Origin of the sequence: Brevundimonas vesicularis (assembly GCF_044807075.1) — a bacterium.
GTDB classification, from domain to species: Bacteria; Pseudomonadota; Alphaproteobacteria; order Caulobacterales; family Caulobacteraceae; genus Brevundimonas; species Brevundimonas vesicularis_G.
In genome coordinates this window covers 3,145,944-3,165,944 of sequence record NZ_CP085234.1, presented here as the reverse complement: position 1 = coordinate 3,165,944, position 20,001 = coordinate 3,145,944, and the positions used below count along the sequence as shown (strand labels likewise).

Genomic DNA, 20,001 nt, shown 5'->3' with positions numbered 1-20,001 from the left:
AACATGACAGCGATTTAATCGAGGCCGGCTGAAGGCGGCTTTGCGGCCTGAGCGCCGTTGATCGCTTGGCAAGCCGAAAGCGATCCGATAGGTGACCGAGAACGCCGGGCGTGGGAATCGCGCCAGCGTGATCTCTTGCGAGCCATTCGCAAGTATCTGCTGCATAACGGTTTTATGGGGAAGTCTCATATGGGGATGGGCAAGCGAGCCCAAGGGACGTTGAGGAAGGCCGCGACGTGCGCGTCCTCCATCGTTCTGGGCGCCGGACTGGCGATGTTCGCTGCGGCGCCGACGTGGGCGCAGGACCTGATGGGTCAGCCGACCCCGGGCGGCATCACGCTGCAGCCGGCGGCGTCGCCGCTGAAGCATGATGCGCACTTCTTCCACGACGTGATCCTGATGCCGATCATCACGGCCATCACCCTGCTGGTGCTGGGCCTGCTGGCGTGGATCGTGTTCCGCTACAACAAGAAGGCCAATCCGACGCCCGCGCGCTGGAGCCACAACACCACGATCGAGATCATCTGGACCGTGCTGCCGGTGCTGATCCTGGTCTTCATCTCTCTGTTCTCGTTCCGCCTGCTGTTCGCCTATCACGACATGCCGTCGCCGGACGTGACGGTGAAGGTGACCGGCAACCAGTGGAACTGGGCCTATGAGTATCCGGACCAGGGCGTCGCGGAATACATCTCCAACATGCTCCCGGAAGAGGAAGCCAAGGCCAAGGGCGTGCCCTATCGCCTGGCCGCGACCGAGCCGATGGTCGTGCCGGTCGGCAAGACGGTGCAGCTGGTCATCACCGCCTCGGACGTCATCCACGCGGTCGCCCTGCCGGCGTTCGGCCTGAAGACCGACGCCGTTCCCGGACGCATCAACACCACCTGGTTCAAGGCCGAGCGCACCGGCGTCTTCTATGGCCAGTGCTCGGAACTGTGCGGCGTCGACCACGCCTTCATGCCGCTGGAGATCCGGGTCGTGACCCAAGCCCAGTTCGAACAGTGGATCGCCTCCAAGGGCGGCTCGATGACTCCCAAGGTCGCCGCGCCCGCCGCAGCCGCCGCTCCGGCCGCAGCCGCGCCTGCGCCCGCCGCCGACGCCGCGACCCCGGTCGCCGCCCCCGTCGGCGCCACCGCCGACCAACCCGTTCCCGCCGCGGCGTCCGCCGCGCCGGCCGCCCAGTAAGAGGCGAACAGAGACACATGGCTGACGCTATCGTAACCCGCGACGCGACCCACATCGGTCACGCTCACGACGACCACCATCACGACCACAAGCTGGGCTTCTTCACCCGCTGGTTCCTGTCCACCAACCACAAGGACATCGGCACCCTGTATCTGATGTTCGCCATCATGGCGGGCATCGTGGGCGGCGCCTTGTCGGGGCTGATCCGCTGGGAACTGGCCGAGCCGGGCATCCAGATCTTCAAGGAAGGCTCGTCGATCCAGCTGCTGGGTCTCGTGGAGCAGTCCAAGCACGGCTATAACGCCGTCGTGACGGCCCACGCCCTGATCATGATCTTCTTCATGGTCATGCCCGCCATGATCGGCGGTTTCGGCAACTGGTTCGTGCCGATCATGATCGGCGCGCCGGACATGGCCTTCCCGCGCATGAACAACATCTCCTTCTGGCTGCTGGTCGCCGCCTGGTGCCTGCTGATCCTGTCGATGTTCACAGACGGCGGACCGGGCAAGGGCTTCGGCGGAGGCTGGACAGCCTATCCGCCGCTGTCGACCACGGGCCACGTCGGCCCCGCCTTCGACCTGGCCATCTTCGCCCTGCACGTCGCGGGCGCCAGCTCGATCCTGGGCGCGATCAACTTCATCACCACCATTCTGAACATGCGCGCGCCGGGCATGACGCTTCACCGGATGCCGCTGTTCGCCTGGTCGGTGCTGATCACCGCCTTCCTGCTGCTGCTGTCGCTGCCCGTGCTGGCCGGCGCCATCACCATGCTGCTGACGGACCGCAACTTCCACACCCACTTCTTCGATCCCGCCGGCGGCGGCGACCCGATCATGTACCAGCACCTGTTCTGGTTCTTCGGTCACCCGGAAGTGTACATCCTGATCCTGCCGGGCTTCGGCATCATCAGCCACATCGTCTCGACCTTCAGCCGCAAGCCGGTATTCGGATATCTGGCCATGGCCTACGCCATGGTGGCCATCGGCTTCGTCGGCTTCATCGTGTGGGCGCACCACATGTACACCGTCGGCATGAGCATCAATCTGCGCGCCTATTTCATCGCCGCCACCATGATCATCGCGGTGCCGACGGGCGTGAAGATCTTCAGCTGGATCGCCACCATGTGGGGCGGCTCCATCAGCTTCAAGACGCCCATGCTGTGGGCGATCGGCTTCATCTTCCTGTTCACCGTCGGCGGCGTGACCGGCGTGGTCCTGTCGAACGCCGGCATCGATTACAGCCTGCACGACACCTACTACGTCGTGGCGCACTTCCACTATGTGCTGTCGCTGGGCGCCGTCTTCGCGATCTTCGCGGGCTTCTACTACTGGTTCGAGAAGATGTTCGGGGTGAAGTACAACGAGTTCCTGGGCGCGACCCACTTCTGGATCATGTTCGTGGGCGTGAACCTGGTGTTCTTCCCGCAGCACTTCCTGGGTCTACAGGGCATGCCGCGTCGCTACATCGACTATCCGGAAGCCTTCACCCTGTGGAACCACGTCTCGTCGATCGGCTATGCCGTCACCGTCGTCGGCGTGATCGTCTTCCTGATCATGCTGGCCGAGGCGGCGATCCGTCGTCGTCCGGGTGTCGACAATCCGTGGGGCGAAGGCGCCACGACCCTGGAGTGGACCCTGTCCTCGCCGCCCCCGGCCCACCAGTTCAACGAACTGCCGGTCATCAAGGCGGAAGAGCACTAAGCCTTTCCAGCGCTATGAAATCGAAGGCCGCTCTTTCCGTCGGAAGGGGCGGCCTTCTTCATTTGGGTATGCTATGCGGCCCTCACCGATGACCGAAGTTCAGACCCGCCCCGCCATCTCGACCGCCCAGCCGGAGGATTTCTTCCAGCTGCTGAAGCCGCGCGTGATGTCGCTGGTGGTGTTCACCGCCGCGACCGGGCTGATCGTCGCGCCCGGATCGGTCAATCCGCTGGTCGCGGCCATCGCCATTCTGTGCATCGCCGTGGGGGCCGGGGCGGCCGGGGCGCTGAACATGGCGCTGGAAGGCGAGACCGACGCCCTGATGCGACGCACGCGCGGCCGACCGGTGGCGGCGGGGCGCGTGCGCAAGAACGACGCCATGGCCTTCGGCGTCATCCTGAGCCTGTTCTCGGTCATGCTGCTGGGAATGAACGCCAACTGGCTGGCGGCGGGTCTGCTGGCCATGACCATCGTCTATTACGCCGGCTTCTACACCCTGTTGCTGAAGCGCCGGACGCCCCAGAACATCGTCATCGGCGGGGCGGCGGGCGCCTTTCCGCCCGTGATCGGCTGGGCGGCGGCGACGGGCCATGCGCCGTGGCAGGCGTGGCTGCTGTTTCTCATCATCTTCCTGTGGACCCCGCCGCACAGCTGGGCGCTGGCGCTGTATTCGGCCGGCGACTACGCCAAGGCGGGCATTCCGATGATGCCGGTGGCCAGGGGCGCCAAGTCCACGCGGTTGCAGATCCTGCTCTACACCCTGGTCTTCGTGCCGGTCGCCATCGCCCCGGCCTTCGCGGGTCTGGGCGGGATCATCTATCTGGTCGTGTCGGTCGCGGGCGGCCTGGGCTTCCTCGGCTTGGCTGTGCGCCTTTATCGCTCGCGCGCGGGCGACGAGCCGGACAAGGCCGAGGCCGTGGGACGCGAGGCCGCATTGTATGACGTCAAGGTCCAGGCCAAACCGGCGCGGGACCTGTTCGCCTTTTCCATCCTCTATCTGATGGCGCTGTTCTCGGCGCTGCTGGTCGAGGCCCTGTCCGGTCTGGGAGCGTAAAACCATGCGTCTGACGCCTGAGGAACTTCGCGCGCGCAAGCGTCGCAACGTATGGATCGCCTCGGCGCTGGTGGCCTTCATCGTGCTGGTCTTCGCCACCACGGTGCTGCGCCTGCAACAGAACCAGGCGGCCGAGCGCGCGCTGGCCACGGCGGTGGAGACGTCCCAACCATGAAGGCGGGCCGCAAGAATCTGATCGCCATCATCTGCGTCTTCGGCGTGATGGGCATGACCGGGGCGGCGTTCGCGGCGGTGCCGCTCTATCGGATGTTCTGTCAGGTCACGGGCTTCGGCGGCACGACGATGAAGGCCGACAAGGCCTCCGACACCGTGCTGGACGAGACGGTGCTGGTGCGGTTCGACACCAATGTGCGTGGCGTGCCGATGACCTTCCGCGCAGAGCAGTCGACCCAACGGGTGCGGATCGGCGAGACGGGCCTGGCCTATTTCGACGTGACCAACACCTCGGACAAGCCGATCCAGGTGCGCGCCAGCTACAATGTCTCGCCCGAGCAGACGGGGCCGTATTTCCAGAAGCTGCAATGCTTCTGCTTTACCGACCAGACGCTGGCGGCAGGCGAGACGCGCCAGTTCCCGGTCCAGTATTTCATCGCCCCGGAACTGGCCACGGACCGTGAGGCCAAGGGCGCGCGCGACATCACCCTGAGCTACACCTTCTATCCGTCCGTGGACGCGCCCAAGGCGTGAGCATGAAGCCGGGCGTGGACTTTCCCGGCGTCGGCTGCGGCCTGGTGATCCAGCGCGCCGACGGGCGGGTCTTGCTGTGCAAACGGCTGAAGGCGCCCGAAGCCGGGTTCTGGAACATCGTCGGCGGCAAGGTCGACCTGATGGAGCCCTCCATCGACGCCGCTAGGCGCGAGGCCGAGGAGGGGAGCGGGCTCAAGATCGGCGCCGTCGATTTCCTGTGCTTGGCCGAAGAGATCATTCCCGCCGACGGCCAGCACTGGGTGTCGCTGATCTATGTCACCCGGGACTTCACCGGCGAACCGACGCTGACCGAGCCGGACAAGCTGTCGGAGATCGGCTGGTTCGCGCTGGACGACCTTCCCCAGCCGCTGTCGGCCTTTTCAGCCAAGGCGTTCGCAGCCTTGGTTTAAGGCGAGGCCGGATCAGAGCGCGCCGATGGCGTTCAGTTCGGCCATGTCGTCATCCGACAGGACCAGATCGCCAGCCGCCAGGTTCTCTCGCAAATGCGCGACCGAAGAGGTGCCGGGGATCAGCAGAATATTGGGCGAGCGGCGCAGCAGCCAGGCCAGCGCGACTTGGATCGGGGTCACTCCCAGCCGAGCCGAAACGTCGGAAAGGGCTTTTGACTGAAGCGGGCTGAAACCGCCCAGAGGAAAGAAGGGCACATAGGCGATACCGTCGCGCGCCAAGGCGTCAATCAGGGCATCGTCCCGACGATGGGCCAGATTGTATTGGTTCTGAACGCAGACGATGGGGCAGATGGCGCGACCCTCCGCGACTTGGGCTTCGGTGACATTACTGAGCCCGACGTGACGCACCAGGTCTTTGCGCCGCAGCTCCGCCAAAGGCTCAAGCATTGCGGCGATTTCGCCTTCAGCCGGGCCATGGACGTCGAACATGACCCGCAGATTGACCACATCCAGCGCTTCCAGACCGAGATGGCGCAGGTTGTCATGCACGGCTGCGACTAGTTCTTCAGGAGAGAAGGCCGGCAACCATGCGCCGTCGGAGCCGCGGCGCGCGCCGATCTTGGTGACCAATGTAAGGTTGCCCGGATAGGGCGACAGGGCTTCGCGGATCAGTCGGTTCGTGACGTGGGGACCGTAGAAGTCGCTGGTGTCGATGTGATTGACTCCCAGGGCCACAGCTTCACGAAGCACGGTCAAGGCGGCGTTATGATCCCTGGGCGGACCGAACACGCCAGGACCGGCCAGCTGCATGGCGCCGTAGCCCAGGCGTCCGACGGTGCGATCACCGAGGGAAAAGGTGGCGGTGGTCATGATCGATCTCCGTTGTGAAACACGAACACTGATCTAGATGGTGGGCCCTTGGACGATAATCGGGCATAGTTCGGACGGGCCGTACGGAAATCCGAACAATGAAGCCGGACCTCGACGATTTGCATGCCTTCGTCACCGTCGCTCGAGCGGGCGGGTTTCGGGAAGGTGCGAGGCTGACCGGCGGCGGCGCTTCCAGCCTTAGCGAGGCGGTGCGTCGGCTGGAGGTACGGTTGGGGGTACGACTGCTCCACCGAACCACGCGCAGCGTAGCGCCGACCGAGGCAGGGCAGAGGCTGTTAGAACGGCTCTCGCCGGCCCTTACGGAGGTCGAGGCGGCGTTGCAGGGTGTCACCGATCTGCGCGACCGGCCGGCCGGCACATTGCGGCTGAATGTTCCGGCCAGTGCGGCGCGGCTGGTCCTGCCTGACGTGGTGCCGGGTTTTCTGGCCGCCTATCCCGATATACGGCTGGAGCTTACGGTCGAGGAAAGCTTCGTCGACGTTCTGGCGGCCGGATGCGACGCCGGCATCCGGTATGAGGAAAGGCTGGAGCAGGACATGATCGCCGTGCCGATCGGTCCGCGTCGGCAGAGGTTCGCCTGTGCGGCTTCGCCCGGCTATTGGGACCAGCGAGGGAGGCCCCAACATCCCCGCGACCTGCTGGCCCACCGCTGTCTGCGTGGGCGGTTCCCCAGCGGGGCGGTTCCAGCGTGGGAATTCGAGCGCGACGGCGAGGTGGTTATGGTGGAGGCCAACGGGCCGCTGATCTTCGGCGTAAATGGCGGGGCGGATCTGGCGGTCGACACGGCCGTGGCGGGTGGGGGGGTGATCTTCCTCTTCGAGGATTGGCTGAGGCCCCTGATCGTCACCGGAGCGTTGGAGGCCGTCCTAATCGACTGGCAGCAGCCGTTTTCGGGTCCTTTTCTTTACTATTCTGGCCGCCGCCTTATGCCGCCACCACTGCGGGCCTTTGTGGATCACGTGCGTGCGCACAGGACTGATTGAAACTGCGCGTCCGTATCAAGGCGGAATAGCGGCACGGCTCTGGCGTCGGGGAAAATCGAACGCTATAGCCGCTATAACAACCGACTCTGGCCGACGAAGAGACGCGATTCATGGCTGACGCCCACGCCACTCCGCAGCACGACTACCACCTGGTGGCGCCCAGCCCCTGGCCGCTGGTGTCCTCGGTCGCTGCGACCATCATGTTCATCGGCGCGGTGATCTGGATGAAGGGCCTGGCCCCGGCCGAGAATGGTCCGATCGCGGCTGCCTTCCTGGCCGAAGGCAAGCCGGGCGTCTTCTTCGCCGGTCTGGCCGGCGTGCTGATCTCGGCCTTCTGCTGGTGGGCGGACGTCATCAAGGAATCCAAGGCGGGCGACCATACGCCGGTCGTGTCGCTGGGCCTGCGCTACGGCATGATCCTGTTCATCGCGTCGGAGGTGATGTTCTTCGTCGCCTTCTTCTGGATGTTCTTCGACATGGCCCTGTTCCATGAGTCGCGGGCGCTGACGCCGGAAGTCGGCACCTGGGCCGACACCGCCAAGGCCTGGTCCACCTGGCCGCCGAAGGGCGTCGAGGTCCTGTCGCCGTGGCAGTTGCCGCTGCTGAACACCGTGACCCTGCTGCTCTCGGGCTGCACCGTCACCTGGGCCCACCATGCGATTCAGGTCGGCGACCGCAAGGGCGCCAAGATCGCCCTGATCATCACCGTGGCCCTGGGCGTGCTGTTTACCTGCGTCCAGGCCTATGAGTACAACCACATCCTGCACGAGAAGCTGTTCTTCAACGAAGAGGCCGTGAACTCGGGCCTGTACGGCTCGATCTTCTTCATGGCGACGGGCTTCCACGGCTTCCACGTCCTGATCGGCACCATCTTCCTGGCGGTCTGCCTGATCCGCCTGCTGAAGGGCGACTTCACCACGCAGAAGCATTTCGGCTTCGAGGCGGCGGCCTGGTACTGGCACTTCGTGGACGTGGTCTGGCTGTTCCTGTTCGCCTTCGTCTATGTCGTCTTCGGTTGATCCAAGACGGCCCTGAAGACATCGCAGCGGCGCGGGACGAGCCATCGTCCCGCGCCGTCGTCGTTCTGCGATCCTCTCCCGCGCAGCGGGGGAGGGGGACCTCGCGCAGCGTGGTGGAGGGGGCGAACGTCGCACGGAATTCTCCGAAAAGCTTCGAACGCATGCTGAGCACCGAGTCCGTCGTCGCCCCCTCCACCGCTTCGCGGTCCCCCTCCCCCATTCCGCTGCGCTCCACGGAGGAGGATCTGTGAAGCGTTTCCCCTGGATCCTGACCGTGCTGACGGGGCTGGGCCTGATCCTGCTGATTGGGCTGGGCGTGTGGCAGGTCGAGCGGCTGAAGTGGAAGGAAGGGTTGATCGGGGCAGCCGATGCGGCGGCGGCCAAACCGCCCGCGCCGCTGGAGCAGGTGCTGGCCGAGACAAGGAATGGGGGCGATCTGGAGTTCAGGAAGGCGCTGATCGTCTGTCCGGGCCTGGCCAGCGCGCCCTTCGTCGAGCTTCAAAGCATCCATGACGGCGAGGCCGGGGTGCGGCTGATCTCGGCCTGCAAGCCAGCGGGGGCGGATTTCACCCTGCTGGTCGATCGTGGCTTTGTCGGCGACGGCGTGACGGCGCGTCCGCGCGTGCTTGAAACCACCCTGCCGCTGGTGATGGTCGGAGAGTTCCGCACCTTCGACAAGCCCGGCGCCATGAGCCCGGCGCCGCGCGACGGCCGCTTCTACGCCCGCGACACGGCGGCGATGGCCAAGGCGCTGAACGTCGCCGGTCCGGCCCGGCCCGAGGCCGTGTTCGCCATCACCGCCGTCAATCCCGAGTTCCCGGCGCTGAGGCCGTCCGCGCCGCCTGCGGCCTTTTCCAACAACCATTTCGGATACGCCCTGACGTGGTTCGGACTGGCGATCGCGCTTGCGGGTTTCTATGTGGCCCTGCTTCGCCGTCGCACCAAGAAAGACGGTTCTCAAGCCGCCGCGCACCGCGTGCGCGGCGATAGGAAAGACTAAAGTCCTGACCGCTACGCTTCACACCCTGTCCAACGGCGTTCGCGTCATCTGCGATCCGATGCCGGGGCTGAAGACCCTGGCCGTCGTCGTCACCGTCAAGGGCGGGGCGCGGTGGGAGCCGCTGGATCGCTCCGGCTGGTCGCACCTGCTGGAGCATCTGGTGTTCAAGGGCGCCGGCGACATGGCCGCGCGTGAGATCGTCGAGCGGATCGAGGCCGAGGGCGGCACGATCAACGCCTCCACCGGTTATGAGCGGACCAGTTTCGAGGTGCGGGGGCTGGACGGCTCGCTGCCGCTGGCCATGCAGGTGCTGTCGGATCTGGTGTTCCGGCCCACGCTGGACCCGGCCGAGATCGAGCGCGAGAAGGACGTGGTGGCCCAGGAGATCGCCGAGGCGTTCGACACGCCCGACGACCATGTGTTCGAGATGGTGCAGACGCGCGCCTTCGCCAAACAGCCGCTGGGCCGCCCCATCCTGGGCTCGGTCGCCAGCTTGAAGCCGGCCGACAAGGCGTCGGTCGAGGCGTGGCGCGCGCGGCTGTATTCGCCCGACCGGATGGTGGTGTCGGTCTCGGGCGCGGTGGACGAGACCGAACTGCTGACCCTGGCCGAGCGCTGGTTCGGCGATGCGGTGGCGACGCCGGCCGATGCGCCCGCGCCGGCCGCCTTCGTCGGCGGCCATGCCAAGCTGACGCGCAAGATCGAACAGGCCAATCTGGTGTTCCAACTGCCGGCCCTGTCCGCGACCGATCCGGCGCTGTCGGCCATGCGGCTGTTCGGCGAGATCCTGGGCGGGGGCATGGCGTCGCGCCTGTTCCAGAGCGCGCGCGAGGAGCGGGGTCTGGCCTACGCCATCGACGCCTATCAGGAGCCGTACGAGGATACGGGCGTGCTGGGCATCTACGCCGGGGCGGCGGCGGATCGGGCGAAGGAACTGGCCGAGGTCTCGGCGGCCGAGGTGCGGGCCCTGGCCGAGGTGGGACCGACCGAAAAGGAGCTGTCGCGGGCCAAGGCGGTGATGAAGGCCGGCCTGTGGATGTCGGACGAAAACCCGATGAGCCGGGCCGGGCGCAACGCCGCCCAGACCCTGATCTTCGGCGCCCCACGCTCCAGCCTGTCGATGACCGAACAGCTGGAAGCCCAGACGATCGAGGACGTGCGCGCCGTCGGCGGCCGGGTGCTGGCGCCAGGCCAGGCGGCCAGCGCCGTCCTGGGCCCGAAGCTGGCCGGACCGGCAGGCGAAGCCTTCACGGCGGCCCTGTTCGGGGGTTAGGCTTTAGGCTGTTCTTTGCTGGCTTGGGGTCCCCTTTGGCGGGTGTTCAGCGGGACAGACAATTTCTAGCGTAGCCTCTGGCTGTCCGGGTCAGGGGACGGGGCAAATTTCTCTTCACGACCCATAGGCGACGTTCAAAGAGGTTTGCTATGGTGTGGGGATGATCCGGCTCACCGTCCTGGTTGCTGCTGTCCTTGTGCACCCGAGCGCGTCACTTGCTCAGACCATTCCCAATACCGGGGTCATCGTGCATGGCTTGGTATACTTCGCCAGCGGATCAACAGAGCCTTTTACATCAGGCCCAATCGACCCGATCGAGCATTTGGCTCCAAAGGTCTGGCCGACCGCTCACGTGCTAGTCAGCGGCTACGCAGACACGCTCGGCTCAAGAGAGGCGAATAAACTACTATCTCTAGCTCGAGCACGCTCGGTCGCGGATCGCTTGGTTGCCTTGGGCGTCGAACCGCAGTCGATTACACTTGAAAGCTGCGGTGAAGCAAACTTGGCCAAGCCGACTGCAGACGAGGTAATTGAGCCACTAAACCGTCGTGTTTATTTCGACTGGCAGTTGGGTCCGTTTGCGGACAGAAACCGCTGTGAGATGCATCCTTATCAGCAACGCTAAGGCTGCGGCGAAGGTCTCAGTCGAGTGGTCAGGCCAGTTTCTCAAATCGACCCGTTGCGGACGTTCGCGGTTAAGTCGGAGCCTCGCTCCACGACCCCGTCGGCACTCCCCAAAGGTCGAGGCACATCGCCTTCGCCGTCTCCAAGTCCTGCTCCCAATAGTCCCATTCCGGATAGGCACTGGCCTCGCGCTCAAACGCAAAGCAGGCCACTCCGCCATCGTCGATCTCTATAACGGTCTTGGCGAAGCCCTTGTCGTTCTCGAATGAGATGAGCCTTTGCATTCTGAGACGATATCCGGGGGAAGGTCGGCTATCCACCCCTAACAGCCCTTCGCAATGTCCGCTTTGTGCGCAGATGATCCGCGGCCGGCCTAACGGAACATCCGAGCGCCGGTATCGGTTATGCTGGCGCTTGAACCCGTCCAGCTCGGAGACCTTTCATGACCGTCCGCGTCGCCCTGATCGTCGGCAGCCTGCGCAAAGGCTCCTATTCGCGCGCCATCGGCATGGAGCTGAAGGCGCTGGCCGAGCCGGGGCTGGAGATCGAGCCGGTCGAGATCGGCGACCTGCCGCTCTATGACCCTGATCTGGAAACCGACAACCCGCCGCCGGCGTGGGAGCGGTTCCGCGAGGAGGTGGCGACGACCGAGGCGGTGCTGTTCGTCACGCCCGAATACAATCGCTCCATCCCCGGCGCGCTGAAGAACGCCCTGGACGTCGGCTCTCGCCCCTATGGCCACAGCATCTGGCAGGGCAAGCCCGCCGCCATCGTCAGCGTCTCGCCCGGCGCCGTCGCGGCCTTTGGCGCCAATCACCATCTGCGCCAGCCGCTGGTGTTCCTGAACATGCCGACGATGCAGCAGCCCGAGGCCTATATCGGCAATGTCGCCGACTTGCTGGATGAGAACGGCAAGTTGAAGAAGGACGACACCAAGACCTTCCTGAAAAGCTTCACCGATGCCTTCGCCGCCTGGATCGACAAGACGAAGGCGTGAGGGAGGCTTATGCCGATCACTTACCCATCAACGGCCTCGCCTAATCTAACCAACGAGAAGCTGCCTCAGCATAGACCTATCCATATGATCGCGGGTGACGTGACCCCCGTTTCTCATCCAGCCATAACGAGAGTCCTTGGTTGATCTGAACTGGGGTTGGCGGGGTTGGCAATAGGCCGGTCTGAGCAGCCATCAACCAGCGCAGCAGACCGGCCGCTCTGTCCGGTGAGCGCCTGTGCGTAGGCCTTCGGCGTCAACCATCCCAGCTTCGAGTGAGGCCGGGTTTCGTTGTAGTCGCGCCGCCAGGTTTCGAGGACAGCCCGGGCGTGCGGCAGCGATCGGAACAGCGTCTCATTCAGCAGCTCGTCGCGCAGCCGACCATTGAAGCTCTCGTTGAAGCCGTTCTGCTGAGGCTTGCCCGGCGCGATGTAATGCCAGCTCACGCCGGCGTCGTCGGCCCAGGCCAGGATGGCGTTGGACGTATATTCCGTGCCGTTGTCGCTGATGATCGTATCCGGGCGTCCCCGCCGCAGGATGATGGCGTCCAACTCGCGCGCCACCCGTCGCCCTGACAGCGAGGTGTCGGCGACGAGCCCGAGGCACTCGCGCGTGCAGTTGTCGATCACCGTCAGGATGCGGAAGCGCCGCCCGTCCGTCATCTGGTCGGAGACGAAGTCCAGCGACCAGCGCTGGTTCGCGACCAGGGGAATCTCCAGCGGACGCCGCGTGCCTATGGCGCGTTTGCGCCCGCCGCGCCGGCGCACCGTCAGCTTCTCCTCGCGATAGATCCGCTGGACGCGCTTCTTGTTGACCGCATGCCCCTCGCGCCGAAGCATCACGTGCAGGCGGCGATAGCCGAACCGCCGTCGCTCCTGGGCCAGGGCCTTCAGCCGATCCCGCAGGACGCCGTCGTCCGGTCGCGTCGCCTGATAGCGCACGCTCGTCCGATCCACGCCCAACACCCGGCAGGCCCGCCGTTCGCTCATCGCGTAGGCCGACTGCAGGTGCGCCGCCGCCTCTCGATGCGCAGCGGGCGTCACCACTTTTTTCCCAGCAGATCCTTCAGCGCGACGCTGTCCAGCATCGAGTCCACCAGCATCCGCTTCAGCTTGGCGTTCTCCTCTTCCAGCGCCTTCAGACGCCGGGCCTCTGACACGTCCATGCCGCCATACTTGGCCTTCCACTTGTAGAAGGTCGGTGAGCTCAGCCCGTGCTTCCTGCACAGGTCCGCCACCGGAACGCCGGCCTCCTGCTCGCGCAGGATCCCGATGATCTGCTCTTCCGTGAACCGTGATCGCTTCATTCTGTCCGTCCTTTCGAGGGGCGGACTCTAGCTATTCCTGGAGGAGTTTAAGGGGGTCACGTCAGCTTTTAGCCTGATGGTTAAGGCTGATGCTGCGTCCGCAGCTCGCGCGGATGAAAGACAGAAGGTCGTTAACGTCATCGAAATGGCGTCGAAAATCTAGCTTCCGAAAGGTATTTCCGAGCGGCCCTAGCTTATCAATCCCGATTGAATCAATCCCAATTGAAAACGGCGGCTCCGTGAGGAGCCGCCGTCCAGTTCAGCCTTGAGGCTGAAATCAGCCGATGGTTTGCAGCTGGCCAGCCGATTCCTTGCCCGAACGCTTGTCGCGTTCCAGCTCGTAGGAAACCTTCTGGTTTTCGTCCAAGCCGCGCAGGCCGGCGGCTTCGACAGCCGAGATGTGGACGAAGACGTCCTTGCCGCCGTCTTCAGGCTGGATGAAGCCGTAGCCCTTGGTGGCGTTGAACCATTTGACAGTGCCGGTAGCCATTTTGAGACCTCCGTTAGAAATTGACCGAGGGAACGTCCCTGCGGCCTGTCGGGTCTGAATGGGAGCGGCCTTGACTCGTGCGTTCGCAGAGAGAGTGGGCGTTACGCAGAGAGATCGACGAGCCGTATGTGCGCAGATATTGGTTGCGGATGCAAGCTTGGGGCGACGGGTCCGAAAATCCAATGATCGGAACGGTTTAGCTTGGGGTGCGTTACCGAACAGCACGAAAGGCCATTCCCATGAACCGCACCCACGTCGTCGAGCGCGCCTATCAGCTCGCTCGGACCAACGATTGTCTGAACACCGGCGATGTCGTCAAAGCGTTGTCTGGCGAGGGCTATTCGGGCGCCGAAATCTCGCACTTCCAGGGCAGCTCGATCCGGGCCGACCTGAACCGCATCTGCAAGATGCCCAAGGCCGAAGCCGAGCCGACCTCCAACGCCGCTTGACGGCTCAATGCGCGCCGGCGCCGTCCGGCAGATGCATCTTCTCGAACCGCCCCACCCGCGTGACCAGGGTGCGGGCGGCGTCGTTCATGCCCAAGACCTGCACGTCCGCGCCCTGACGGCGGTAGCGGAAGACGACCTTGTCCACGGCGGCGACGCCGGTCAGGTCCCACAGATGGGCGTCGCCGAGATCGATCTCGACACGTGTGGGCTGGCCGTGATGCTCGAAGCTGACGGCGAACAGATCGGCCGAGGCGAAGAACAGCTGGCCTGAGACGCGGTAGCGCAGCACGCCCGGTTCCGGCGTCGGAACCTCGGTCACGGCAATGGTCTTGCCGACCTTGCGCATGAAGAAGATCGCCGACAGCAGCACGCCCAGGATCACGCCCTTGGACAGGTCGTGGGTGGCGACGACCGTCACGGTCGTGGCGATCATGACGATGGACGACTGAAGCGGGGTAGAGCGCAGCTTCATCACCGAGGACCAGTCGAAGGTGCCGATCGAGACCATGATCATGACGGCGACCAGAGCGGCCATTGGAATTTGGGCGACCCAGGTCTGAAGCGCCAGCATCAGGAACAGCAGGAACAACCCGGCCCACAGGGTCGATAGTCGGCCCCGCGCGCCCGAGGTGACGTTGATCATCGACTGGCCGATCATGGCGCAGCCCGCCATGCCGCCGAACAGGGGCGACAGGATGTTGGCGATCCCCTGACCGCGCGTCTCGCGATCCTTGTCCGACGGGGTGTCGGTGATGTCGTCGATCAGGTTGGCGGTCAGCAGGCTTTCCAGCAGGCCGACGAAGGCCAGTGTCGCTGAGATCGGGGCGATAATGACCAGCGTCTCCCACGTCAGGGGGACGGCGGGCAGGTGGAACATCGGCAGGGTCGTGGGCATCTGGCCCATGTCGCCGACGGTGCGGACGTCCAGCTTCAGCACGATCACCAGGGCGCTGATGGCGACGATGGCGACCAGGGGCGAGGGCACCGCCCTGGTCAGGCGCGGGAAGCCGTAGATGACGACCAGGGCCGCCGCGACCAGGGCGTAGGTGATCCAGCCCCGGCCGATCAGCTCGGGCATCTGGGCCAGGAAGATCAGGATGGCCAGGGAGTTGACGAAGCCGGTCATGACGCTGCGGCTGACGAACTTTATGTAGCGGCCCAGCTTCAGCAGGCCGATGACGATCTGGAACACGCCGCACAGGATCGAGCCGGCGAAGAGATATTCCAGCCCGTGGTCGCGCACGAGCGTGACCATCAGCAGGGCCATGGCGCCGGTCGCGGCCGAGATCATGGCCGGCCGCCCGCCGACGAAGGCGATGGTCACGGCGATGACCACGCTGGCGTAGAGGCCGACGGCGGGATCGACGCCGGCGATGATGGAAAAGGCGATGGCTTCGGGGATCAGGGCCAGGGCCACGACGGTCCCCGCCAGAAGATCGCGGCGAGGATTGGCGAGCCATTGCTGGCGCGCGGAGGCGATAATGGACATGTCAGGATTTCATCTGGATGAGCCTGACCGACGTTTCGGTTTCCGGCGGCTCGGTTTCCCAGCGGATCGGCGGCGGGGATAGCCACCCGTCGCCTGCGAACAGGGCCGGGTCCAAGGTGATGGCGCCCTGATGCGATGTTGCGCCGCAAAAAGCAAGCGTGGCGGCTAGACCAGTCCATCCATCGCCGGCGCTTCGGCGGCGCTGCCGGGGAAGACGCGGCCGTCCAGGGCGGCGCGGTCGAGGCCCATGTGATCGCGCAACACGCCCTTGAACACCGAACGAATATCTAGCGTCGGCGCCAAGTCTCGGTTTTCGAACAGGCGGTTGTCGGCCAGGGTCGGCCAGTCGCCGATCGGGCCGCCGCGCTTGACCGCGCCGCCCACCAGCAGAAGCGACGAGCCGGTGCCGTGGTCGGTGCCTTGGGTGCCATTGGCGCGGGCGGTGCGGCCGAACTCGGTGGCGACGATGACCGCCGTGCGCGACCAGGTCTCGCCCAGGCCGCCCTTCAGGCCCGTGACCAGTTGATCGAGGCCCGCCAGCCGGGTCTGAAGCTGCGCCCGCTGGCCCGCGTGGGTGTCCCAGCCGTCCAGCGAGACGGCGACGATGTCGGCGCCCTCCGGTCCGGTCATCAGCCTGGCGACGGCCTGACCCAGGCCCTGGACGTCGTTGCGACGCAGGCGTTGGTCCCCGGCCTCCATGCCGACCAGCTGCTCGGTCGCCAGACCCCGCGCCAGGTTCTGGCCCAGCATCGGATCCTCGACATAGAGATCCTGAAGCAGGGAGGCGATGCGGTCGCCGTCACGCACCAGACCACCGGGCGCCCAGCTGGACACCGGGGCGTCGCCGCGCAGGATCAGGGGCGTCTGGGCGCCGATGGACAGGCCTTTCAGCGACGTTCCGCCGGCCGCGACGATGGCGCGGTTCAGCCAGCCGTCGGATTGCTGGCGCAGACCTTCGCCGCCGTTCTCCAGCACGTCCTGGGCGTCGAAGTGCGAGCGGATGCGCACGGGCAGGGCGACGGCGGGGGCGAACCGCATCTGACCCTGACCATAGAGGGCGTGCAGGCCCGCGAGCGCCGGATGCAGGCCGAAGCCTTCGCTCAGGGCCAGGGCGCCATTCGCCTCGCCGGGGGCGGCGATGGCCAGACCGCCGCGCAAGGGGACGTAGTTCGGATCGGCGTAGGGCACGGTGACGGACAGGCCGTCCATGGCGCCGCGCGCGATGACGACGACCATCTTGTTGGCCTGGCCGTTGGTCTGGGCGGCGACACGGCCGGCGAAGGCCAGGCCGACCCCGGCCGAGGCGGCGGCCAGCAGACGGCGGCGGTTCATGCTGAGGTTTGCTTTAGGTGCGGTCATCGGCGTTGGAACTCCGGCGACATGAACAGAAGGGTGAGGGCCTCGGGCCGGCTTTCGGCGCGGGCGACGGCGAGTCGGGTGCGTTCGCCGAGGCGCGGGCCGAGGGCGGAGGCGGCGACCGCATTGGGGTCGCTTGCCTGGGCCCGATCGGCGGCGGTGCGCGACCAATTCAGCCGTTTGACCAGGGCGTCGGGACCGGCCCAGTCGGCGGCCGTATCGGGCCAGCCCTCGGGCGACGCGGGCGCGAACGGCGGCTGGCCCATGTCGAGCAGGGCCTGGCGTAACGGCTGGATCCGCTGAGGCTGGGTTCCCAGCGCGCGATGGGTCGAGACGATGAAGTCGTAGGGCGTCTTGATCTTGGCGGGCTGGGGCGCCCAGGTCTCGGGCGCGTCGATCAGGGCGCGGGCGACCTGGGCCAGGTCGCCGCCGGAGCCGGTCCAGGCCGCTTCCAGCCGGGCGACCAGGGCGGGCGGCGGATCGTCGGCGACGAAATGGGCGGCGAGACGGCGCGACAGGCGTTTGGCCGTCGCCGGATGTCGGGCCAGGTCGCGCAGGATGGCCTGACCCTGGGCCACGCCCGCCGCCGGATAGGTCTTGCCCATCACCGTGCGGGCGCCGGGTTCGTGGACATTGGCGCGGAAGACGAAGCCGTCGGGACCGGGCTCGGTCTGGGCGGCCATCCTGCGGGCTCGCTGAGGGCGACTGGGCTGACGCTGGTCGCGGGCGGCGGGGATGGACCAGCCGGTCAGGGCGCGGGCGAGTTCGGTCACGTCGCCCTGCGTATAGCCGCCGTCGGCGCCGACGGTGTGCAACTCCATCATCTCGCGGGCCAGGTTCTCGTTCAGCCCGGCGTTGCGGCGCGCGCCGGCCATGCTGTCAGGACCGACAGAGCGGGCCTGATCCAGATAGAGCAGCATGGCGGGGTGCTGTTCGGCGGCCAGGACCAGATCCTCAAACCGGCCGAAGACATGGGGGCGGATGGCCTCGCGTTCGTACTGACCGACGAAGGCGCCGCTGGCGAACTTGGTGGCTGAGACGGTCAGGGCGTTCGACCAGAACAGGGCCCAGCGCTCGGCGAAGCCGTCTTCGGTGGTCGCGCCGAGTTGGGCGCGGGCCAGGAACTCCTGCGCCGTGTCCTGGGTGATGTCGCGGCGGGCGGCCTGGCGGGCTTCGCGCCGGGCGACGGCCTGCGGATCGGCGGCGTCCGGCAGGCCGGGAGCGGGGGAAGGGGAGGGCGCGGCCTCGGCCGTCGCCGGAGCGGCGGCGCGTCGGTCGCGGCGCGAGAGGCCGGCGTCGCTTTGATAGTCGATATATTGGGCGACGCGTTCGGCGGTGTCGGCGAACTGGCCGGACGGCTGGGGCGCGCCCCGGGGCCGGATCTGGCCCATGGCCCAGCCGCGCGGATCGGCGGCGACGCGGTCGATCTCGCCGGGCCGGGCGCCCAGGCCCAGGCGGGTCAGGGCGACGGCGGCGTCGGTCGGTGATGAAGCCATGGCCTTCTCCTCGTCCGTCCCCCGCACACTGTAACGCCTTTGAGCGAAAACTCCGTCGCGGGGTCGGATTTAGGAGTCAGGCCGGTTGGGCCAGGCCGGCCTCCGCTTCCGCGATCAGGTCGCGGTCGTCGATCTGCCAAGGATGGAAGTCGGGTTTGTAGAAGGCCAGGTAGTCGCCGATCATCCGGCGATACAGACCCGGCTTCAGCCACAGCCAACGGAACAGGCCCAGACGCGCCCGCCATCCGACGATGCCGTCCTGTTTCAGCAGCATGAAGGTCGTCTCGCGCACCGTGCGGGTGAACAGCAGCGTCGTCAGGAACATGGCCCAGCGCCGGATGCGCCAGCGCTTCAGCGGGCTGAGGTCCCGGGTCGCGTGCAGGAAGACGTCATAGGCCACGCCCTTGTGCTCGATCTCCTCGATGGAGTGCCAGCGCCACAGGCGGGCCAGGTCGTGGGGCGACCCCTTCAGCAGCTCCGGATCGGCCAGCAGTCGATGGGCGAAGGCGGCAGTGAAATGCTCTAGCGCCATGGTCGCCGCCAACTGGGCCAGGGGCGGACGGGCGCGGGCGATGTCGAGACGGGCTGTGACATAGGCCTCGATCTCGGCGGTGTCGTAGCCGGCGCGTTCGGTGATGGCGTTGAAGGCCATGTGTTCGCGGGTGTGGGCGCCCTCCTGAACCGTGAAGGCGCGGATGTCGGCGGCCAGGGCCGGGGGCGCGTCCTTGGCGAACCGCTTGACCGACTGGATGAAGAACCGCTCGCCGTCGGGGAAGGTCAGGCTGAGGGCGTTCATCACGGCGGTGCCGAACGAGTCGCCGTTCAGCCACCACCGTGGCGTCGGAGCCTCGCGGTCGATATGCAGGTCGCGCGGCTTGATCTGGAGGTCGGCGGGGGTGGCGGATTTCGCCATGGTTCTGCTCCTCGATTTCGAGCGGAGGATGGAGTTAACTGACATCAATGTCAACTAATGGTCCGGTGAAGCGACGACGCGGGGCGGTGGCGCGCGAAGAGGCGCTGGAGGCGGCGCGCGACCTGCTGCTGTCGGGCGGGCCGGCTGCGGTGACGCTGAAGGCGGTGGGCGAGCGGATGGGCGTGGGCCACGCCAATCTGATCCACCATTTCGGCTCGGCGGCCGGGCTTCAGGGCGCGCTGATGGATGCGATGGTGCGCGATCTGGCGCAGCGGATCGAGGCTGGCCTGGGAGAAGGCCGAGACGGCGTCGAGCCGGGGCGGCTGATGAGCGTCGTGTTCGACGCCTTCGGACCGGGCGGGGCCTCGCAGATGGCGGCCTGGCTGGCGCTGGCGCGCGAGCAGGGCCGGGCGGAGAGCTTCGCCGAGGTGGTGCGCGATCTGGCCGAACGGCTGGCCGCCATGGCGCCCGATGATCCCAGGGCGGCCGAGCGGGCCAAGGCCCTGGTGGTGACGGCGGCCTATATGGCCTTCGCCGAGGGGCTGATCGGGGACATCCTGACGCCGATGCTGGGCGCGCCGGAGGGGCTGGGCCGCGACCTGGCGCTGAAGCTGACCGCGACACTTTTGGCCGAACCGTAAGGTTCAGAGCCGAATCTTGATGC

The 20,001-nt window shown here is 66.3% G+C and carries 22 protein-coding genes and 1 other annotated feature; of the genes, 14 read left to right on the top strand and 8 right to left on the bottom strand.

The window, feature by feature from the left end:
* Window positions 1-195: 195 nt before the first annotated feature.
* From coxB to LG306_RS15835, 6 genes are all read left to right on the top strand, one after another.
* Window positions 196-1,182 (top strand): cytochrome c oxidase subunit II, encoded by a 987-nt coding sequence (gene coxB, locus LG306_RS15860; RefSeq protein ID WP_112862517.1) that lies wholly within the window; start codon window positions 196-198, stop codon window positions 1,180-1,182.
* A 17-nt stretch (window positions 1,183-1,199) separates the two neighbouring features.
* Complete coding sequence (gene ctaD / locus LG306_RS15855; protein WP_404416554.1) at window positions 1,200-2,882, top strand: cytochrome c oxidase subunit I; 1,683 nt, start codon at window positions 1,200-1,202, stop codon at window positions 2,880-2,882.
* An 88-nt stretch (window positions 2,883-2,970) separates the two neighbouring features.
* The gene (gene cyoE / locus LG306_RS15850; protein WP_039244888.1) at window positions 2,971-3,936 is read left to right on the top strand and encodes a heme o synthase; all 966 of its coding nucleotides are present in this window, start codon (window positions 2,971-2,973) and stop codon (window positions 3,934-3,936) included.
* A gap of 4 nt (window positions 3,937-3,940) precedes the next feature.
* Window positions 3,941-4,111 (top strand): hypothetical protein, encoded by a 171-nt coding sequence (locus LG306_RS15845; RefSeq protein ID WP_017505721.1) that lies wholly within the window; start codon window positions 3,941-3,943, stop codon window positions 4,109-4,111.
* Window positions 4,108-4,644 carry a cytochrome c oxidase assembly protein gene (locus LG306_RS15840; protein ID WP_045809756.1) on the top strand — a complete coding sequence of 179 codons (537 nt, stop codon included), beginning with the start codon at window positions 4,108-4,110 and terminating at the stop codon, window positions 4,642-4,644. Before LG306_RS15845 ends, LG306_RS15840 begins: the two co-directional genes overlap by 4 nt.
* Before the next feature lie 2 nt (window positions 4,645-4,646).
* The gene (locus tag LG306_RS15835; protein WP_404416550.1) at window positions 4,647-5,054 is read left to right on the top strand and encodes an NUDIX domain-containing protein; all 408 of its coding nucleotides are present in this window, start codon (window positions 4,647-4,649) and stop codon (window positions 5,052-5,054) included.
* A 12-nt stretch (window positions 5,055-5,066) separates the two neighbouring features.
* On the opposite strand, the gene LG306_RS15830 is transcribed toward LG306_RS15835, so the two are convergent.
* Window positions 5,067-5,924: an aldo/keto reductase family oxidoreductase gene (locus LG306_RS15830; RefSeq protein ID WP_404416547.1), complete on the bottom strand. Its 858-nt coding sequence runs from the start codon at window positions 5,922-5,924 to the stop codon at window positions 5,067-5,069.
* A gap of 98 nt (window positions 5,925-6,022) precedes the next feature.
* Here LG306_RS15830 and LG306_RS15825 point away from each other — a divergent pair, with 98 nt between their 5' ends.
* The 5 genes from LG306_RS15825 (at window position 6,023) to LG306_RS15805 (ending at window position 10,845) form a co-directional block, all read left to right on the top strand.
* Window positions 6,023-6,928 (top strand): LysR family transcriptional regulator, encoded by a 906-nt coding sequence (locus LG306_RS15825; RefSeq protein ID WP_404416544.1) that lies wholly within the window; start codon window positions 6,023-6,025, stop codon window positions 6,926-6,928.
* A gap of 110 nt (window positions 6,929-7,038) precedes the next feature.
* Complete coding sequence (locus tag LG306_RS15820) at window positions 7,039-7,947, top strand: cytochrome c oxidase subunit 3 (RefSeq protein WP_404416541.1); 909 nt, start codon at window positions 7,039-7,041, stop codon at window positions 7,945-7,947.
* A gap of 247 nt (window positions 7,948-8,194) precedes the next feature.
* A complete protein-coding gene (locus LG306_RS15815; RefSeq protein ID WP_404416538.1) occupies window positions 8,195-8,947 on the top strand; it encodes an SURF1 family protein in 753 nt (250 codons plus the stop codon).
* Window positions 8,948-9,005: 58 nt separating this feature from the next.
* On the top strand, window positions 9,006-10,220 hold the full coding sequence (locus LG306_RS15810) for a M16 family metallopeptidase (RefSeq protein ID WP_404419756.1): 1,215 nt from the start codon (window positions 9,006-9,008) through the stop codon (window positions 10,218-10,220).
* 160 nt (window positions 10,221-10,380) lie between these two features.
* Window positions 10,381-10,845 (top strand): OmpA family protein, encoded by a 465-nt coding sequence (locus LG306_RS15805; RefSeq protein ID WP_404416535.1) that lies wholly within the window; start codon window positions 10,381-10,383, stop codon window positions 10,843-10,845.
* Between the two features lie 70 nt (window positions 10,846-10,915).
* Here LG306_RS15805 and LG306_RS15800 read toward each other — a convergent pair whose 3' ends face one another.
* Entirely contained in the window at window positions 10,916-11,128 is a 213-nt protein-coding gene (locus LG306_RS15800; protein ID WP_404416533.1) for a hypothetical protein, read from the bottom strand.
* Window positions 11,129-11,286: 158 nt separating this feature from the next.
* On the opposite strand from LG306_RS15800, the gene LG306_RS15795 reads away from it, so the two are divergent.
* Entirely contained in the window at window positions 11,287-11,841 is a 555-nt protein-coding gene (locus LG306_RS15795) for an NADPH-dependent FMN reductase (protein WP_066549711.1), read from the top strand.
* Between the two features lie 113 nt (window positions 11,842-11,954).
* Here the strand turns inward: LG306_RS15795 and LG306_RS15790 are convergent.
* Together LG306_RS15790 and LG306_RS15785 are read right to left on the bottom strand one after the other, a co-directional pair.
* A protein-coding gene (locus tag LG306_RS15790) for an IS3 family transposase (protein WP_404413560.1) occupies window positions 11,955-13,144 on the bottom strand; the annotation gives its coding sequence in 2 pieces (ribosomal slippage) (window positions 11,955-12,892 and window positions 12,892-13,144; 1,191 coding nt in all).
* A gap of 277 nt (window positions 13,145-13,421) precedes the next feature.
* Window positions 13,422-13,634: a cold-shock protein gene (locus LG306_RS15785; RefSeq protein ID WP_017505731.1), complete on the bottom strand. Its 213-nt coding sequence runs from the start codon at window positions 13,632-13,634 to the stop codon at window positions 13,422-13,424.
* 239 nt (window positions 13,635-13,873) lie between these two features.
* Here LG306_RS15785 and LG306_RS15780 point away from each other — a divergent pair, with 239 nt between their 5' ends.
* Window positions 13,874-14,083: a hypothetical protein gene (locus LG306_RS15780; protein WP_404416529.1), complete on the top strand. Its 210-nt coding sequence runs from the start codon at window positions 13,874-13,876 to the stop codon at window positions 14,081-14,083.
* A 4-nt stretch (window positions 14,084-14,087) separates the two neighbouring features.
* On the opposite strand, the gene LG306_RS15775 is transcribed toward LG306_RS15780, so the two are convergent.
* The 4 genes from LG306_RS15775 to LG306_RS15760 form a co-directional block, all read right to left on the bottom strand.
* Window positions 14,088-15,566 (bottom strand): SulP family inorganic anion transporter, encoded by a 1,479-nt coding sequence (locus LG306_RS15775; RefSeq protein ID WP_404419754.1) that lies wholly within the window; start codon window positions 15,564-15,566, stop codon window positions 14,088-14,090.
* A gap of 58 nt (window positions 15,567-15,624) precedes the next feature.
* Window positions 15,625-15,688, bottom strand: a sequence feature (sul1 is cis-regulatory element that is thought to sense ions involved in sulfur or methionine metabolism; They are found in Alphaproteobacteria).
* A gap of 49 nt (window positions 15,689-15,737) precedes the next feature.
* Entirely contained in the window at window positions 15,738-16,904 is a 1,167-nt protein-coding gene (locus tag LG306_RS15770; RefSeq protein WP_404416526.1) for a DUF1501 domain-containing protein, read from the bottom strand.
* A 23-nt stretch (window positions 16,905-16,927) separates the two neighbouring features.
* The gene (locus LG306_RS15765) at window positions 16,928-18,424 is read right to left on the bottom strand and encodes a DUF1800 family protein (protein WP_404416524.1); all 1,497 of its coding nucleotides are present in this window, start codon (window positions 18,422-18,424) and stop codon (window positions 16,928-16,930) included.
* Between the two features lie 76 nt (window positions 18,425-18,500).
* A complete protein-coding gene (locus LG306_RS15760; protein WP_404416521.1) occupies window positions 18,501-19,337 on the bottom strand; it encodes a metal-dependent hydrolase in 837 nt (278 codons plus the stop codon).
* A gap of 47 nt (window positions 19,338-19,384) precedes the next feature.
* Between LG306_RS15760 and LG306_RS15755 the strand changes: the two genes are divergently transcribed.
* The gene (locus tag LG306_RS15755) at window positions 19,385-19,978 is read left to right on the top strand and encodes a TetR/AcrR family transcriptional regulator (protein ID WP_404416519.1); all 594 of its coding nucleotides are present in this window, start codon (window positions 19,385-19,387) and stop codon (window positions 19,976-19,978) included.
* Window positions 19,979-20,001 lie beyond the last annotated feature (23 nt).

Bases quoted from the DNA above. Each gene is read 5' to 3' on its own strand.
- coxB (WP_112862517.1), top strand. From the start codon at position 196: ATGGGCAAGCGAGCCCAAGGGACGTTGAGGAAGGCCGCGACGTGCGCG.
- ctaD (WP_404416554.1), top strand. From the start codon at position 1,200: ATGGCTGACGCTATCGTAACCCGCGACGCGACCCACATCGGTCACGCT.
- cyoE (WP_039244888.1), top strand. From the start codon at position 2,971: ATGACCGAAGTTCAGACCCGCCCCGCCATCTCGACCGCCCAGCCGGAG.
- LG306_RS15845 (WP_017505721.1), top strand. From the start codon at position 3,941: ATGCGTCTGACGCCTGAGGAACTTCGCGCGCGCAAGCGTCGCAACGTA.
- LG306_RS15840 (WP_045809756.1), top strand. From the start codon at position 4,108: ATGAAGGCGGGCCGCAAGAATCTGATCGCCATCATCTGCGTCTTCGGC.
- LG306_RS15835 (WP_404416550.1), top strand. From the start codon at position 4,647: ATGAAGCCGGGCGTGGACTTTCCCGGCGTCGGCTGCGGCCTGGTGATC.
- LG306_RS15830 (WP_404416547.1), bottom strand. From the start codon at position 5,924: ATGACCACCGCCACCTTTTCCCTCGGTGATCGCACCGTCGGACGCCTG.
- LG306_RS15825 (WP_404416544.1), top strand. From the start codon at position 6,023: ATGAAGCCGGACCTCGACGATTTGCATGCCTTCGTCACCGTCGCTCGA.
- LG306_RS15820 (WP_404416541.1), top strand. From the start codon at position 7,039: ATGGCTGACGCCCACGCCACTCCGCAGCACGACTACCACCTGGTGGCG.
- LG306_RS15810 (WP_404419756.1), top strand. From the start codon at position 9,006: ATGCCGGGGCTGAAGACCCTGGCCGTCGTCGTCACCGTCAAGGGCGGG.
- LG306_RS15805 (WP_404416535.1), top strand. From the start codon at position 10,381: ATGATCCGGCTCACCGTCCTGGTTGCTGCTGTCCTTGTGCACCCGAGC.
- LG306_RS15800 (WP_404416533.1), bottom strand. From the start codon at position 11,128: ATGCAAAGGCTCATCTCATTCGAGAACGACAAGGGCTTCGCCAAGACC.
- LG306_RS15795 (WP_066549711.1), top strand. From the start codon at position 11,287: ATGACCGTCCGCGTCGCCCTGATCGTCGGCAGCCTGCGCAAAGGCTCC.
- LG306_RS15785 (WP_017505731.1), bottom strand. From the start codon at position 13,634: ATGGCTACCGGCACTGTCAAATGGTTCAACGCCACCAAGGGCTACGGC.
- LG306_RS15780 (WP_404416529.1), top strand. From the start codon at position 13,874: ATGAACCGCACCCACGTCGTCGAGCGCGCCTATCAGCTCGCTCGGACC.
- LG306_RS15770 (WP_404416526.1), bottom strand. From the start codon at position 16,904: ATGAACCGCCGCCGTCTGCTGGCCGCCGCCTCGGCCGGGGTCGGCCTG.
- LG306_RS15765 (WP_404416524.1), bottom strand. From the start codon at position 18,424: ATGGCTTCATCACCGACCGACGCCGCCGTCGCCCTGACCCGCCTGGGC.
- LG306_RS15760 (WP_404416521.1), bottom strand. From the start codon at position 19,337: ATGGCGAAATCCGCCACCCCCGCCGACCTCCAGATCAAGCCGCGCGAC.
- LG306_RS15755 (WP_404416519.1), top strand. From the start codon at position 19,385: ATGTCAACTAATGGTCCGGTGAAGCGACGACGCGGGGCGGTGGCGCGC.